The sequence below is a fragment of the Corynebacterium sp. MSK150 genome, from assembly GCF_030229215.1.
GTDB lineage: Bacteria > Actinomycetota > Actinomycetes > Mycobacteriales > Mycobacteriaceae > Corynebacterium.
In genome coordinates this window covers 157,189-171,580 of sequence record NZ_JASPHM010000001.1, presented here as the reverse complement: position 1 = coordinate 171,580, position 14,392 = coordinate 157,189, and the positions used below count along the sequence as shown (strand labels likewise).

The following is a 14,392-nucleotide window of genomic DNA, read 5'->3' as shown; positions in this document are numbered from 1 at the left end:
TGCGCCATAACTTATTGGCAATGGGGGCAGAAATGGGTGGAACGCCCTGAAATTACGCAGCGCTCCAAGGGCGTTCCGCAGCGCTGACAGGGCTGGCCAGCCCGCCCATACGCGGCCAAGGACCGCGAGAAGTATCCCGATTCACCATTCACGTTGACGTACAAGGAATCGAAGCTCGTGCCACCCACTTTTAGGGCGGCGGCCATGACCTCCTGGGCCGCTTCGAGCAGGGCAACGGCATCCTTTTGGCGCAACGTCGATGCCCTTTTGCGGGGCGGAATCTGTGCCGCCCACAGGGATTCATCGGCATAGATATTGCCGATTCCAGAAGCCAAGGTTTGATCCAACAGTGCGGTCTTTACTGCAGTCTTCTTTGTCCGCAGGCGCCGGGCGGTTGCCACAATGTCGAAATCTGGTTCCAACGGGTCAATGCCAATGTGCGAGATCTTCGCCCACGGTGCATAGAGCCAATATCCAAAGGTGCGCTGGTCGACAAAGCTAAGCTCTACCCCACCGCTTAGATGAGCGCTAATGCGCAGATGTGGCAAATCGGTCGAGCCGATTCGAACCTGGCCTGACATGCCTAAGTGGATGAAGAGTACGTCGCGGTAGGGATCCATGGAATCTTCGCCCACAAATTCCAGCCACATAAACTTTCCCCGCCGAGCCACAGCGGCGATCTCTTTACCGACAAGAAGACCGGGAAGTGGCTCATCTTGGCCACGGTTGGCACGCGGGTGCAGGACGTGTACAGACTGAAAAGTCCGCCCCACCACGTGGGGCTCAAGACCCCGGCGGACGGACTCGACTTCCGGCAGTTCCGGCATGCTTAGCCTTCTTTATGCGCGGTGCCCTGCACCAAAAGTGGGGTTTCGCGGAGGGTCTGGCAGGCCTCCTGAGCCGCTTGCTGCTCGGCTAGCTTCTTATTGTGTCCCACTCCATTGCCCACGGTTAGACCAGCGACGGTAGCTACCGCGTTAAAGGTCTGATCATGTTCTGGGCCTGTGGAGGTAGCCGAGTAGACCGGCATCGGTGCCTTAAGCTCGGCGCACAGCTCCTGCAAAGTGGTCTTCCAATCCAAGTGGCGGCCACTCACGGTCGCATTGTCGATCTTTTCTGCAAATAGGCGCAGAATGACATCTCGCGCAGTTTCGAATCCATGCTCGCGGTAGATAGCACCAAAGATTGCCTCGGTGGTATCGGCAAGAATGGAATCCTTATCGCGGCCACCGGTCGACTGCTCGCCCTTGCCCAGCAAAATGTGCGGGCCGAGGTTTATCTCACGGGCGATATCCGATAGCCCGTAACGCGAGACGATCGAGGCACGCATCTTGGAAATATCCGATTCCGGACGAGAAGGATAAGTGATGTAGAGCTGAGAGGCCACCGACAGGCCCAGCACCGCATCGCCCAGAAACTCCAAGCGCTCGTTATTAGGCAAATGCCCATTTTCATTGGCAAACGATCGGTGAGTAAGCGCCAAACGCAGGTGCTCCGGCTGCAATTCCACGCCGAGCGATTCCAGCAATGGGGTGTGGTCTACTGCAGCAAATTCAGCTGCCAGTGCCTCTTCCCCGGTTAGCTTCTTTTTGCGGCTCATAGGAACTTCTCCAAACCAGCCCAGCGGGGATCGACCTTATCTTCCTCTTCTTCACCAGAAATACCGGTGGTCACCCCGTCAGGCGTGTCAATCTCACAGCCATCTTCACACACCGGCGCGAAGGGAAGGTTGAGGCCTGCCTCATCGATCACGGCCTGCAAAAGGTCCAGCTCATCATCCTCGATCTCCGGAATCTCATCTCCGGAACCTTCATCATCGGCTGCAGGATCATCGCCAGAGACGAAGGATTCATCGGCAGCAAAAACCTGCGTGACGTGCAAGTCCAGCTCTGGGTGCAGTTCCTTCAAGCACCGGGAGCATTCCCCTGTCAGCCGTCCAGATACGTTGGCATCCACCAAGACACCTGCACCTAGAGGGGTCAAGGTGGCGTCTACGGTGAGCTCCTCGCCCTTCGGAATAGCGATCATCTCGACGCCGATCCTCTCAGGTGCGGGGCCGGTCTGGGTGCGTTGCTCCGGCAGTGCGTCAGCGCCTTGGGCGTTCAACAATTCGCCCACATCGAACTTCAATGGTGATGTCATAACACTAGGTAGTCTACCTTGCCCCGCAAACTCCGCCTAGCGGCCAGCACAGGCAAACTTTCTGTCAAGAGTCTGTCGTTTAAAGTAAAAGGGCCTATGCCTTTCCGGAGTAGCCTTTTCCCAAGCCAAAGCCGTCTTTAGTGTGGAGACATGACTTACCACTTGGCGCTAGCCTCCCCGGATCCACGCAGCATCGCACTCGGATTCGTCATGTTCAGCTGCCTTCCTGCCGCGGTATTAACCATTTCCGGCACGCTCGTACACGCCACTCCACAGCCGGACCGTTCAGGCATCTATGGCGCTAGTGGGATTCGCCTATTTACTGCACTCATCTGCAGCATCGTTGCTGGTTTAATTGCTGGCACCATCCTGGTATTGCCCACTGGCATGGATCTTTCGGTGCTTACCGGCGCACTCATCTTTTCCCTAAGCGCAGGCGCCATCACCTGGTTCTCACGTGAGACCATTCCTACCGCGCTTATTTCTGTAGGCACCATGCTAGTTGCCACAGGTGCGCTAGTGAGTATGTGCGCGGTGTGCTTTCCGCAGAACTTTAGTGATAGTTCTTTGACGTCACTGTCTTCCTATTTCTTTACCGCACTCGTTGCATTCCTTTTCCCTGGCTTAGTGACCGCAGTCATTGCAGCATGTATGGCCGTCCAATCCGCCGCGCCTGCGCAACTCACCTCGGGGAAGGAAGGCGGCGCCATGTCCGCACACACGCCGTTAACAGCTGCTTCCTATGCAACGAATACGGCAGTGCCCACCGCACAGCCTCGCTCCCGCGCAACTTCCTGAACTGCCCGCACTGGTAGGAAAACATAAAGACCCTGGTGGGTGGGCAGACGGTGTACGACAAACCGTCTGCCCACCCACCAGGGTCTTTGGCCGTGCCTGATGTATGGGACTAAACCATCCCTCACCCCTTAAGTTCCCCAGCCCGGGTACCTCCGGGAAATGAAACTTGAGGGCAGAAAGAATTTAAAGGCTTAGCGCTCGTTATAGCGACGCTCGTAGGCCTCGCCTTCTGCGTAACGGGAGCCGCCCGCAACGCCACCGGCACGACCCGAGGACTGGTAGTCGCCGCCACGGGAACGGACTCCGGCACCGCCGCGCAGTGCAGAGCGGTCGGAGCTTACGGTGCGCAGTAGTCCATTGAGAGTGGTTTCAAATTCGCTTAGCTTGCCGTCTACAAACTCATCGCATTCACTACGCAGACGGTTGGACTCGGTGTGGGCGGACTCCACGATGCGGTGTGCTTCCTCATCAGCGCGGCGCACAACTTCAGATTCCGAAACCATACGCTCTTGCTCGGCACGGCCTTCTGCCACGGAACGCTCATATTCATCATTGGCCTGAGCGATGGTGCGGTCTGCTTCCGCGCGGGCCTGTTCCACCATGGACCGAGCGCGAGCTTCAGCATCAGCCACTAGCTTGGCGGCATGCTGTTCTGCGTGGGACACCGTGGCATCCGCCTCCTCGCGAGCATGGCCCACGATGTCGTCGGCCTGCGCATTAGCATCATTGATGGTCTGGTCCGCGCGCTCTTCGGCGCCGTGGAGGATTTCATCCTGCTTATCCAAGACATCCTGCGCGTCATCAATTTCAACGGGCAGGGCGTTTCGGAGGTCGTCGAGAAGCGCGAGCATTTCATGGCGCGGAACCATGCAATTAGAGGTCATGGGGAGGCTATGGGCCTCTTCCAAGTGCTGGACTAGTTCATCTAGGGACTCAAAGACACGGTACATGCTGCGAATTTTACATGCCCTCACGCGCCAGACGTGGAGGCCACGCACCGAGTGTGTACTGCGGATTTACCCTCCAGTGCCGACAATCGCCTTGCAACCGCCCACTCACGCAATCTATGGCGCGTATTTACAGCACAAGCTCCCCTTCTCCACTACACAAAGGCAGCACAGAAGGGGGACTTGAAAGAAGAAGTGAGCAGCTAGATAACGCCCTGTGCCAGCATGGCGTCCGCTACCTTCTTGAAGCCAGCAATATTTGCACCGGCAACGTAATCGCCTTCACGGTCATATTCCTTAGCCGTGCTATCGATGTTTTTAAAGATATTGGACATGATCGCATGGAGGCGATCATCGGTGTACTCAAAGGACCAGGAGTCACGGGATGCGTTTTGCTGCATTTCTAGCGCGGAGGTAGCAACGCCACCAGCGTTGGCGGCCTTGCCCGGCGCGAAATTGATCTTAGATTCTTGGAAGATGTGGACCGCCTCTGGGGTAGACGGCATATTGGCACCTTCGGCTACGTAGCGCACGCCGCCGTCAACGAGCTTCTTTGCGGAATCGCCATCGAGCTCATTTTGGGTGGCACACGGCAGAGCCACGTCTGCCTGTACTTCCCAGATATTTCCGCCTTTGTGGAATTCCACTCCGTTTCCAGCCTCTTCGGCGTAGGTGGAAATACGTTCACGGCGGGTTTCCTTTACATCCTTGAGCAGTTCAATGTCCACGCCATGCGGGGTGGTGATGTAGCCGGAGGAATCAGACATCGCAACGACGGTGGCGCCAAGCTCTTGGGCCTTGGCTGCGGCGTAGATGGCCACATTGCCAGAACCGGAGACGATAACCTTGGCGCCGTCGAAAGACTCGCCGTGCGTCTTCATCATCTCATTGGTGAGGTAGACCGTGCCAAAGCCCGTGGCTTCAGTACGGACCAGGGAGCCACCCCAGGTCAGCCCCTTGCCAGTGAGGATGCCGGATTCATGCTGGGTGGTCAGGCGGCGGTACTGGCCAAAGAGAAAACCGATCTCACGGCCGCCGACGCCAATGTCACCGGCCGGCACGTCGCGGTACTCGCCGATGTGGCGGTGCAACTCCGTCATAAAGGACTGGCAAAAGCGCATGACCTCTACCTCGGACTTGCCCTTAGGATCAAAGTCAGAACCGCCCTTGCCACCGCCAATGGGCAGACCGGTCAGGGAGTTTTTGAAGATCTGTTCAAAGCCGAGGAACTTGATGATGCCCAGGTTGACCGAGGGGTGGAATCGCAGGCCACCCTTGTAGGGGCCGAGCGCGGAGTTGAACTGAACGCGGAAGCCGCGGTTGACCTGAATTTCGCCCTTATCGTCGATCCATGGCACGCGGAAGATGAGCTGGCGCTCAGGCTCGCACAGGCGCTCCACCAGGCCGTAGTCCGCGTACTGCGGGTCTTTTTCTAGGACAATTTTCAGCGAATCCAGGACCTCAGAAACCGCTTGGTGGAATTCTGGTTCTCCCGCATTGCGCTTGAGCAATTTGTCGTAGTACTCAGAGATTTGGCTATCTACTGACATGGTGTGCATTCCATTCTGTGGACTTGTAAGAACAGATACCAGCTTCCTATCAAACTACCGATAATGCAAGCAGGTTCGAGGGTTTAGGTAGATACATACCCCCTTTACCAGCCACGTTAAAGATGGATATTTTCTGTAGTCCGTTCGAATCCTAAGCCGCGCCGTGCCCCAGCGCGGGCGGGCTTTATAATCACGGGCATGCATATTGTTGTCGCCCCAGACTCGTTTAAAGGCACCGCCTCCGCGCCCGAGGCCGCAGCCAGCATTGCTATGGGAGTGCGCCAGGCGCTTCCCGACGCCACGGTGACCACCCTGCCCATGGCTGATGGCGGCGAGGGCACCGCCGCTGTCCTTGCACAGGCGGCAGCGGCCGGTGGACAATCCGCCGAGACCATCACCCTGCCCACTACCGACGCCAATGGCCGCTTGACTCAGGCGAGCTATGTTCTCGCCGGAACCACGGCATTCATTGACGCCGCCTCTGCCACCGGGTTGCCCGCTGTGCAGGACAGCCTGGATCCGCTCCACGCCGATTCCTATGGCACCGGGGTGCTGATCGCGGACGCAGAAACACGTGGCGCTACCTCGATCGTGCTGGGATTAGGCGGCACCGCCAGCATTGACGCCGGGATGGGCATCCTCACCGCACTCGGCGCCGCCGCACACGACGCCCGCGGCTATGCCCTGCCCAAGGGCGGCGCTCCCCTAGTTCAGCTGGACCACATCGATACCGCGCAGCTCAATATCAAGGCGGGCATGCTCGACTTCACACTGCTGGCAGATACCCGCGCTACCCCAGTGCAGGCGGCAACCATGTACGGCCCCCAAAAGGGAGCTCAAGGCGAACAAGTAGCGCTGCTGGCCGGCGCCATGCTCCGAGCCTGCGAGGTTACCGGCACCGATGCAGATTCTGCCTACTATGGCGCCGCGGGTGGCCTTCCCATTGGCCTGTCCTGGCTCTCGCGCACACTCTGGGGCTCAGACGAACACGTGCGCGTCCTGTCCGGCGGCACCCATGTGGCCGCAGCATTGGGGCTTCCGGAAAAGATCGCTTCGGCCGATCTCGTCATTACCGGCGAGGGCCGCTTTGATGAACAGTCTCTGACCGGCAAGGCAGTCGGAACCATCACGGATCTCGCTCGGCAAGCCGGAACACCGGTGGGCATTGTCGCCGGCTCCTTCGAGCATGACACCGACGCCTACTGCGCTCCCCTTAGCCAAGAAGGCTCGTTGGCCCAGCAGCTAGCGGCGGCCGCCGGGGACATCGTCAAGCAGCTCTAAGGCCGAATGGATAGCGACCACGGGAAGATGGCGGGCCGCTCATGTGCCAGCTCATCTTCTAGCAATACGTGGTCCTTGGGCAGCACTGCATGCGGGGTTAGAAGGCGCGAGAGCACCATGCCCAGCTGGTTGACCGAGCCACTCACGCCCGCCACCGCAATGTCATAGCGGTGCACGCTCGCGTCCGCAAGGTCACGGTCCTCATGCTCGTCGCGATAATTTTTCCGCAGCTGCTCCTCCAGCCCCTCTGGAAACTGCGGTGCCTTGGGGTGAGTAACGTCAGCGGAAGAAAGCGAACCGCTCTCCACCAGCTTGTCGGTGGCGGTGGTAAAGATTTCCGCGACGCGCTCTGCTTGCCCGTTGGGAACCAAAACATCAAATTGAATAACCGGCATAGCGCCAACCCTACCCAATCCCTAAGGTGTGAAACCATGTCTGATTCTGCCCGCATCGCCCAGCTCGTCACGTCCCAGGAAGCCGACCTGGGGTGGCAGCAGGACTTTTACGAAGACCTGCACCGCCACCCCGAGCTTTCGCATGAAGAAGAGCGCACCGCCGGTCGTATCCGCGCCAAGCTCGCCGATTTTGACTGCGAGGTAGTAGAAAGCATCGGCGGCTTTGGTATGGTCGCTATCTTCCGCAACGGCGATGGGCCTACCGCCCTGCTGCGCGCAGACTTCGATGGGTTGCCTGTCGAGGAAGCCACCGGCGTGTCCTATGCCGCCACTAATGGAAAGATGCACGCCTGCGGGCACGATATGCACACCACGGCGCTGCTGGGCGCTTGCGCGCTTCTCGACGCCTCTCGGAGCTCTTGGTCCGGCACCTTCCTCGCCCTTTTCCAACCGGCCGAAGAATCCTCCGTGGGGGCTAAGGACATGTTGGCCGATAACCTCATCGAGCGCGTGCCGCGTCCCGATATTTGCCTTGGCCAACACATCATGCCCGGCCGAGCTGGCACTGTGCGCCACACCGCAGGCCCCATCATGGCCGGCTGCGATTCCCTGCGCATTCGCGTCTTTGGAAAATCGGCCCACGCCTCCATGCCCCATAACTCCATCGACCCCACCTATATCGCGGCCATGATCGTCACCCGCCTCCAAGCTATCGTGGGCCGCGAAGTTGCCCCACACGAGTTCTTTGTCATCTCTGTAGGCGAGCTACACTCCGGCGATAAAAACAACATCATTCCCGAATCCGCCGAGCTCGTACTCAATACGCGCTACTACGATCCCGCACTCGCGGAAAAGATTTATGCCTCCCTCGAGCGCATGGTCAAGGCCGAATGTGTGGCGTCCGGAAGCGAGCAAGACCCGACCTTTGAGTACTACGCTCACGGCGAGGTCACTGATAACGACGCCACGGCCCACGCCCCAGTGGCCGAGGTTTTCGATGCCGCCTTCGGCTCCGATTCGGTCATCGCCGCCCCTTCTACCGCCTCTGAGGACTTTTGCTACCTGCCACAAGCATGGGGCGTGCCTTATGTCTTTTGGCACATCGGCTGCACCCCGGAAAATGAGTTAGAAGATCCGCCTGTCAACCACCAGGCGACCTTCCTTCCGGACTACGCCCCGACCGTCTATGCCTCCACCCGGGCAGCATATGGTGCGGCATTGACCTACTTGGCAAAGCCCTAGGTACCCGGCGCGCCTTTCCCTATCCCCATTACGTTGTTAGCAGTTCCACCTCAGGGCGCCGAAGATTCATGGTCTGTCCCCCGATTGGGCGGGTTATGTTTATTTCCGTTCCCTCCGTCTGAAAGGACAGTGAAACTAGTCGTGTGATGTCTAGCGACTTTTTGGACAGGGAGTCCAGGATGTTTTTGGACGGGATGTCTAGTGGCTTTTGGACGTTTGCGGCGGTGGAATAGCTGGATGGCTATTCCATTGCATAAGCGTAGAAAGGTCGCAGATTTCGATCCCGTTCGTGACGGCAAGACGGTCACACAGTTTTGCAAAGAATTAGGAATCTCGCGGCAGACGTACCACAACATCAAAAGCCGGATAGCGCAGAAGGGTCGCGCAGGTATTGTGCCTGATTCGACTGCCCCGAAGAATCCGATTAAGAAATTTGACGAGGCCGATAAAATCGCAGTCGTCCACGCCAGGCAGGAGTTGATGGAGCAAGGCTTGGATTATGGGCCTTGGTCGATCTACTACTTCTTGGTTGACACTGTAGGCCCAGATTCCACACCGTCGCGTTCTACAATCGCCTCGTGGCTTCATGAGCTGGGATTTGTTGATGCCAATGCCCGCAAACGGCCACGCAGCTCCTATAAGCGCTTCGCCCGTGATCTCGTCGGTGAACTCTGGCAAATCGATGGACTGGTCTACCGCCTCTTTGACCATGCCCACACACATATCACGATTTACCAGATTATCGATGATGCCAGCAGATTCGATGTCGGAACCACAGCGTTCGCTCTGCCAGAAAACGGTACTGATGCCCGCGCCGCACTGGCCGCAGCGTTCGCCGCCTACGGCACTTAAGATGCCAGAGCCGCTTTCTTATTCCGACACCGCCGGATTTCCGCAGCTGCACATGAGCAGGGTCATCGACGCCGATTTCGATACCGCAGCCCACCGGCTCTTTCGCTGGGGCATCCAGCGCAGCGGCCTATTCCGCGTGAGCCCCACCCACCCAGTCGTACAAGAAGGCGCCGAGGTCACCATGGGCCTTGGCCCGTTCGATTTCCACTGCCGCGTGGTCGAGACCTTCACCGACGATGGCCGCTGCGGCTTTACCTACGGCACCTTGACCGGCCACGTCGAGCGCGGCGAGGAAACCTTCACCTTAGAGCGCCTGCGGGATGGGCGGACGCTGCTGCTTATCGATGCCGCCTCCAAGCCCTTCCTGCCCTTCTTGCGCCCGCTTGTCGATATCCCCCGCCGCATCCTTATCCGCCGGTTCTACCTGCACGCGCTGGACTAGCGCGGCAGCACAAAGGCCGCTGCCTCTCCCCCTACGGGAAAGGCAGCAGCCCAGACGTAGTTAACTACTTGCGCTTCTCGTCGAGGTTATCGCGAGCCTCGCGCACAACGTCTTTCACGCGGTTAAAGAAACCGCCCTTCTTGCCGGATCCGTCCTGGTATTCCTGCACCTTGTCTTCCAAGAAGTCCTCAGCGCGGTTGATGGCTTCTTCAACGACATTGCCGGCCTCGGTGACCTTGTCCTTCAGGTCATCGAATTCATCGCGTTCATCATCTGCCGCATCCTCTTCCGGCTGCTCCGGGGCGGTGCCGATGGTGTTCTTCTTCGGCCTCGCCCACGACGTGCTCTGAGGGCTCATAGTCCGCGTTGTCCTCATCCAGCTTTTCCTGCAGATCCGGCTGCTCGGACGCGGCGGCGACGTGTTCTTCCTCAGCACCAGCAACGACGTGGTTCTTCGGCTCGTAATCACTCTGGGTCACGGAATCATTCTGCCCATCCGCGTTCGCCGTTGCAGCGGCACCGGCAGCTACGGTTCCGGCTGCACCGGCCCCCGTTCCACCAGCTCCCGCTGCAGCAACCTTGCCGGATTCAATCTTGTTGCCCTCGGCATCAGTCGATGCCAGGTAAGTAAACTTCTCGCGGTCCACGTCTACTTCGTACCCAAGGGCGCGTGCAGTTTCTTCAGCCATTGCTTTGTACTCCTTAACTAGATCTATTCTTTCTCATCCTGGCGTTCCAGAAAGTTAAAGTGCGTGCACGGGGAACCGGAATTGGAAAACCGGAAGGCTCATTTGTGATTTCGGTGCTCCTCCCTTCAGTAAGAGATACGGCTGAGCCTCAGGCTGTCCAAAACAACCGCGTTTCGCCAAAAATCGGGCCAGAAAATGGACAAACGCGGTTACTTATACGCTTTCCGCTCTTTACCACGAACATCTCGCCAAAATTAGCGTGCAATAAACACGCGTGCACTAGACACGCGTGCACTCCGCATGTATTCTGCCGGCATGGACACTCCAAGCAAACAAGTCGCCGACGCACTGGGACTACTTTCCCAGCGCAGCCTCCGCCGACGCATGTACGCCCACCTCACCCAGGGGCTCGGTGAAGAAATCAATGAATCCACGTATTTAGTACTCAGCGGCCTAGACCGCTGCGGTCCCTCCACTCCGAAAGAGCTCGCCACCGTTATCGGCCTGGACCGCTCGGTGGTATCCCGCCACGCCTCGGCCTTAGAAAAAGCCGGGCTCATCGCGCGCGCTACCGATCCCCGCGACGCGCGGTGGATACAACTGTCGCTAACCCCACTGGGCCAAGACAACGTCGCCGTGATGCGCTCGCGCCTGACCCAAAAATTGGAAGAGTTCCTCGCCCGCTGGCCGGAGCCCGCACAACAACAATTCGCGGAAATGCTCACCGACCTCACCAACGACGGACCGTTCGCCCACTAAACCACACACCACTATCACTCTCTCCATCATGACCACACCTCACCACGCCTTGTGAGCACACACTTCGAAGGGAACCCCTCATGCAGGAAGAAGAAAAACTCGACCCCCAGACTAGGCGGGTCGTCATCGCCCTAGTCTTCGGCTCAATTTTGCCGCTGCTAGATATCAGCATCGTCAACGTCGCCATTCATTCCATTGGCGAGGCTTTCAACGCACCGATAGTTCTCGCCCAATGGGTCATTACCGGCTACGGGTTGGCCTCCACTATGGCCATTCCTCTCAGCGGCTGGGCAACGCGCCGCTTCGGCGCCAAAAATCTCTGGATTACCGCGCTGGCAGTCTTCACCATCGCTTCAATCCTGTGCGCGGTCTCTACACATATAGACATGCTCATCGCCTTCCGCATCCTGCAGGGATTCGCGGCAGGCTTCTCGGTAGCGGTGATGCAGACCCTCATCGTCACCAACGCTGGGAAGGATCAGGCCACGCGCGCCATTACCGCAATCGGCCTCCCTGCGGTCATTGCACCCGCGATTGCCCCATTACTGGGCGGGCTGCTTGTCGATGCCATCGGCTGGCGCGCCATCTTCCTCATCAACGTTCCCATCGGCATCGCAGCGATTGCGCTGGCTACCCACTACCTAGAACGGACTCCAGCAGACACAGCAGCCCAGCTGGACCGCACGGGATACCTCCTGCTCGCCCCGGGTTTGCTCGCAGTGGTCTATGGCTTTACCACCATCGGACATATGAACTCTTGGACAAGCATAATTGTCCTCGCCGCCGGAGCAGGGCTGATTGGCTACTTTGTCCTGCATGCGCTCCGGGCGCCGTCGCCGCTTATCGATGTCCGCCTATTCGCCCACCCCTCTTTTGCCTCAGCGTGGGCAACGCTGGCCATTGCGAGCACCGTGTTTTATGGCGGACTATTCCTCATTCCGCTGCATTATCAGGGCAACTACGCCTACACCGCATTGCATGCGGGACTTCTGCTGGCCCTACAAAGTGTGGGTGCGTATTTCAGCCGCTCGGCGTCGAAAAAGTTTATCGCTCGATGGGGTACGCGTAAGACCGTCTACATGTGCATTGCCGCCACTATTATCGGAACGCTACCTTTCGCCTTTCCCATCGGCCAGGCGACATGCTGGCTCATCCTTCAAGGCTGCGGGCTATTCGTGCGCGGCGGCGGCATCGGAGCCCTTACTGTGCTCACGATGTCCGCGACCTACCACGGCTTAACCAAAGATGAAGTCGTCCATGCCAGTGCTGCAGGCCGCATAGCGACCCAACTTGGCAGCGCACTCGGCGTATCCGTCTGCACGGTGCTGATGACCCTTACCCACGGGGTCGGATGGTCGACCTTCGCCTACTTCACCGTGTTCACCACGCTTATGGCGGCCACGGCCACCCGGCTCCCGCGCGGGACCGTGGTCCGGAAATAAATGGTAAAGCTCGAGGCGTTTGGCCCACCGAGGCTCCTCTTTAGGAATTCGCTTCTGCCTCCAGAACGAAAAGATGTTTACCCCAGCCAACAGCCGTGGCAGAAGAAATAAGACCGCCGCTATCAGCGACAACAGCGTTGACATCTTCCTGTGTCGGCACCTTGGTGCCGAACATGGAAAGCCTCACCAAGTCCTCTTCATAGGAATGCTCATCGCCGCCGGTTTCCTCCAGAACCTCGGAAAGGATATAAGCCCGATGGAACGCATCCCCGTGAGTGGCGCGGTCTAATTGGGCAGTCACCTCTGCGTTGCCAAAGATACTCCAGGGATCAATGAAGACTACATCAGTTGCCCACGCATAGTCCGCATCAGTGGGATTAAAGCCAGTTCCATCGCCACTCGTTTCGCACCGTTCACGAGAAGCTCCTGCGATTTCCCGTAGCACTGCTTCCGAGGAAGCATCGGTGATAACCCTGCTCTGGGCATGCTCACATCGCCGGAGAATTTCATCTGCATATACTGCACCTCCCTGGCCAATGATCAGAACGCTAGCGGTGTCATCCAGGTGCTGCTGCATCGTCTGTGCTGCGGACGGAGCAGTCCAGCCAGCGCTCATATTCTTTTGCTCAATGCGTTCGGCCGCGAGTTGCGGGTCACGGCATACATATTCTGACCACGGCAATCCCCTCTCGCCTTGAGGAGCCGCCTCACCGGTACGAAGGCTGTGTTCAAGACGCATCAGTGCCATCGCCTCAAGATGCGCAGGCCCGCTTAGCCAACGCACCACATTGGAGTCCGGGTCCGCCAGTTCCAGTCCCATTGCGGTCAGCGCGAGGGTGCGCTCGCGTACTTCGACGAGTTGAAGAGCCGCCAGGTAACGGATAAACCTCCGGAGCGCCTCCTCGTGCAGTTCTGTCGCAGCAGCAAGAGCAGGGACTGTAGTGGCACCCGCATCGATTTCTTGGAAGAGCCCTAAACGCACGGCAGTGCGGAGCGCAAAGGCTGAATTCAACTCAGCCAGATCATGGATATTGTGCAAAACACTATTGCTGCTGCTCGATGCGCTTTCTTTAGCGTCGCTCTGGCTGGTACGCCGCCAGTAGCCTGTGATTTCCCTATGCTCAGGGGAATTTCCGGAAGCTTTGAACAATCGCCGCAGTGTTTTCAGCCGGGACGACTCCCCCGCCGCCCATACGTATGCTTCTCCAGTAGGCAATTGTGAATCAGCAGTCTCTTCAAAGAGCACACTAGTTTTTGCTACGAAGTCGTCGCCTTGGTCACGTATCGCCCAGTGGACGTGAACTGAATCTGGAATGTCTAAGTCTTGAATATCAGCACTCATCGGAACCTCTATCACCGCAATCGCATCATGCCCAGACGGGAGCGACTCGAGGCAGCGGCCGATTGCTGGGAGCGCAGTCTCGTCTCCGGCCAAGAAAAGCCAATCGGTATGCGTGGGTAACTGTGTACACGACTTTGGACCTGCCACAAAAATAGCGTCACCGATCCGGACATTCTGTGACCAGTTTTCGGCCAAGCCCTCGCCATGGCGAGCGAAATCAATTGCTAACCGCCCGTTAACAGCGTCAAAGTAGCGAACCGTGTATGTGCGGAAGAGATTTTTAACAGTTTCTGGCCACAGGAGGTTGCCATCTTTTTGGGCGATTGGGTGCGGCCGTTCCCCAGTTTCCGGATCCGGGAAGATGAGCCGAACGTCGTCGTCAAAACCATGGCTTATCAGCGAAGGAACGGAAATACCATCGTGTTCGTGCTCCTGGAGCTGCTCCCCGCTAAGCGTAATACGCCGCACGGATGGCGATATATCTTCGATATCTTCCACGTATAATTCCCGG

General features: G+C 58.2%; 15 protein-coding genes and 1 pseudogene. 7 read left to right on the top strand and 9 right to left on the bottom strand.

Going from position 1 to position 14,392, the window contains the following annotated elements; genetic code table 11:
• Window positions 1-11: 11 nt before the first annotated feature.
• From mutM to QP941_RS00820, 3 genes are read right to left on the bottom strand one after another with little or no spacing between them, the layout of a single operon-like run.
• Window positions 12-827: a bifunctional DNA-formamidopyrimidine glycosylase/DNA-(apurinic or apyrimidinic site) lyase gene (gene mutM / locus QP941_RS00830; protein ID WP_284867667.1), complete on the bottom strand. Its 816-nt coding sequence runs from the start codon at window positions 825-827 to the stop codon at window positions 12-14.
• 2 nt (window positions 828-829) lie between these two features.
• On the bottom strand, window positions 830-1,600 hold the full coding sequence (gene rnc, locus QP941_RS00825; RefSeq protein ID WP_239228125.1) for a ribonuclease III: 771 nt from the start codon (window positions 1,598-1,600) through the stop codon (window positions 830-832).
• Window positions 1,597-2,142, bottom strand: a complete 546-nt coding sequence (locus QP941_RS00820) for a YceD family protein (protein WP_284867666.1) — start codon at window positions 2,140-2,142, stop codon at window positions 1,597-1,599. Before QP941_RS00820 ends, rnc begins: the two co-directional genes overlap by 4 nt.
• 150 nt (window positions 2,143-2,292) lie before the next feature.
• Between QP941_RS00820 and QP941_RS00815 the strand changes: the two genes are divergently transcribed.
• Window positions 2,293-2,940 (top strand): hypothetical protein, encoded by a 648-nt coding sequence (locus QP941_RS00815; RefSeq protein WP_239277405.1) that lies wholly within the window; start codon window positions 2,293-2,295, stop codon window positions 2,938-2,940.
• 191 nt (window positions 2,941-3,131) lie between these two features.
• Here QP941_RS00815 and QP941_RS00810 read toward each other — a convergent pair whose 3' ends face one another.
• Window positions 3,132-3,890, bottom strand: coding sequence for a DivIVA domain-containing protein (locus QP941_RS00810; protein ID WP_284867665.1), 759 nt, complete (start codon window positions 3,888-3,890; stop codon window positions 3,132-3,134).
• Window positions 3,891-4,090: 200 nt separating this feature from the next.
• Window positions 4,091-5,437, bottom strand: coding sequence for an NADP-specific glutamate dehydrogenase (gene gdhA / locus QP941_RS00805; RefSeq protein WP_284867664.1), 1,347 nt, complete (start codon window positions 5,435-5,437; stop codon window positions 4,091-4,093).
• Window positions 5,438-5,635: 198 nt separating this feature from the next.
• Here gdhA and QP941_RS00800 point away from each other — a divergent pair, with 198 nt between their 5' ends.
• Window positions 5,636-6,718 carry a glycerate kinase gene (locus QP941_RS00800; protein ID WP_284867663.1) on the top strand — a complete coding sequence of 361 codons (1,083 nt, stop codon included), beginning with the start codon at window positions 5,636-5,638 and terminating at the stop codon, window positions 6,716-6,718.
• Here QP941_RS00800 and QP941_RS00795 read toward each other — a convergent pair.
• A complete protein-coding gene (locus QP941_RS00795; protein ID WP_239277400.1) occupies window positions 6,715-7,113 on the bottom strand; it encodes a hypothetical protein in 399 nt (132 codons plus the stop codon). The genes QP941_RS00800 and QP941_RS00795 overlap by 4 nt on opposite strands.
• Window positions 7,114-7,149: 36 nt before the next feature.
• Between QP941_RS00795 and QP941_RS00790 the strand changes: the two genes are divergently transcribed.
• From QP941_RS00790 to QP941_RS00780, 3 genes and pseudogenes are all read left to right on the top strand, one after another.
• Entirely contained in the window at window positions 7,150-8,355 is a 1,206-nt protein-coding gene (locus tag QP941_RS00790; RefSeq protein WP_284867662.1) for an amidohydrolase, read from the top strand.
• Window positions 8,356-8,592: 237 nt separating this feature from the next.
• Window positions 8,593-9,201: pseudogene (locus QP941_RS00785) on the top strand (transposase family protein); the annotation flags it as partial.
• 7 nt (window positions 9,202-9,208) lie between these two features.
• Window positions 9,209-9,649, top strand: a complete 441-nt coding sequence (locus tag QP941_RS00780; protein WP_250410009.1) for a DUF1990 family protein — start codon at window positions 9,209-9,211, stop codon at window positions 9,647-9,649.
• 64 nt (window positions 9,650-9,713) lie between these two features.
• Here the strand turns inward: QP941_RS00780 and QP941_RS00775 are convergent, their stop codons facing one another.
• Together QP941_RS00775 and QP941_RS00770 are read right to left on the bottom strand one after the other, a co-directional pair.
• Window positions 9,714-10,007, bottom strand: coding sequence for a hypothetical protein (locus QP941_RS00775; RefSeq protein WP_250408709.1), 294 nt, complete (start codon window positions 10,005-10,007; stop codon window positions 9,714-9,716).
• The gene (locus QP941_RS00770; protein WP_284867661.1) at window positions 9,919-10,338 is read right to left on the bottom strand and encodes a hypothetical protein; all 420 of its coding nucleotides are present in this window, start codon (window positions 10,336-10,338) and stop codon (window positions 9,919-9,921) included. Before QP941_RS00770 ends, QP941_RS00775 begins: the two co-directional genes overlap by 89 nt.
• Before the next feature lie 315 nt (window positions 10,339-10,653).
• On the opposite strand from QP941_RS00770, the gene QP941_RS00765 reads away from it, so the two are divergent.
• A complete protein-coding gene (locus tag QP941_RS00765) occupies window positions 10,654-11,097 on the top strand; it encodes a MarR family winged helix-turn-helix transcriptional regulator (RefSeq protein WP_158522254.1) in 444 nt (147 codons plus the stop codon).
• 80 nt (window positions 11,098-11,177) lie between these two features.
• Window positions 11,178-12,539: a DHA2 family efflux MFS transporter permease subunit gene (locus tag QP941_RS00760; protein WP_284867660.1), complete on the top strand. Its 1,362-nt coding sequence runs from the start codon at window positions 11,178-11,180 to the stop codon at window positions 12,537-12,539.
• A 40-nt stretch (window positions 12,540-12,579) separates the two neighbouring features.
• On the opposite strand, the gene QP941_RS00755 is transcribed toward QP941_RS00760, so the two are convergent.
• Window positions 12,580-14,379 carry a siderophore-interacting protein gene (locus QP941_RS00755; RefSeq protein ID WP_284867659.1) on the bottom strand — a complete coding sequence of 600 codons (1,800 nt, stop codon included), beginning with the start codon at window positions 14,377-14,379 and terminating at the stop codon, window positions 12,580-12,582.
• Window positions 14,380-14,392 lie beyond the last annotated feature (13 nt).

Excerpts from the sequence above, each read along its gene's own strand:
- mutM (WP_284867667.1), bottom strand. The coding sequence starts at position 827 with ATGCCGGAACTGCCGGAAGTCGAGTCCGTCCGCCGGGGTCTTGAGCCC.
- rnc (WP_239228125.1), bottom strand. The coding sequence starts at position 1,600 with ATGAGCCGCAAAAAGAAGCTAACCGGGGAAGAGGCACTGGCAGCTGAA.
- QP941_RS00820 (WP_284867666.1), bottom strand. The coding sequence starts at position 2,142 with ATGACATCACCATTGAAGTTCGATGTGGGCGAATTGTTGAACGCCCAA.
- QP941_RS00815 (WP_239277405.1), top strand. The coding sequence starts at position 2,293 with ATGACTTACCACTTGGCGCTAGCCTCCCCGGATCCACGCAGCATCGCA.
- QP941_RS00810 (WP_284867665.1), bottom strand. The coding sequence starts at position 3,890 with ATGTACCGTGTCTTTGAGTCCCTAGATGAACTAGTCCAGCACTTGGAA.
- gdhA (WP_284867664.1), bottom strand. The coding sequence starts at position 5,437 with ATGTCAGTAGATAGCCAAATCTCTGAGTACTACGACAAATTGCTCAAG.
- QP941_RS00800 (WP_284867663.1), top strand. The coding sequence starts at position 5,636 with ATGCATATTGTTGTCGCCCCAGACTCGTTTAAAGGCACCGCCTCCGCG.
- QP941_RS00795 (WP_239277400.1), bottom strand. The coding sequence starts at position 7,113 with ATGCCGGTTATTCAATTTGATGTTTTGGTTCCCAACGGGCAAGCAGAG.
- QP941_RS00790 (WP_284867662.1), top strand. The coding sequence starts at position 7,150 with ATGTCTGATTCTGCCCGCATCGCCCAGCTCGTCACGTCCCAGGAAGCC.
- QP941_RS00780 (WP_250410009.1), top strand. The coding sequence starts at position 9,209 with ATGCCAGAGCCGCTTTCTTATTCCGACACCGCCGGATTTCCGCAGCTG.
- QP941_RS00775 (WP_250408709.1), bottom strand. The coding sequence starts at position 10,007 with ATGAGCCCTCAGAGCACGTCGTGGGCGAGGCCGAAGAAGAACACCATC.
- QP941_RS00770 (WP_284867661.1), bottom strand. The coding sequence starts at position 10,338 with ATGGCTGAAGAAACTGCACGCGCCCTTGGGTACGAAGTAGACGTGGAC.
- QP941_RS00765 (WP_158522254.1), top strand. The coding sequence starts at position 10,654 with ATGGACACTCCAAGCAAACAAGTCGCCGACGCACTGGGACTACTTTCC.
- QP941_RS00760 (WP_284867660.1), top strand. The coding sequence starts at position 11,178 with ATGCAGGAAGAAGAAAAACTCGACCCCCAGACTAGGCGGGTCGTCATC.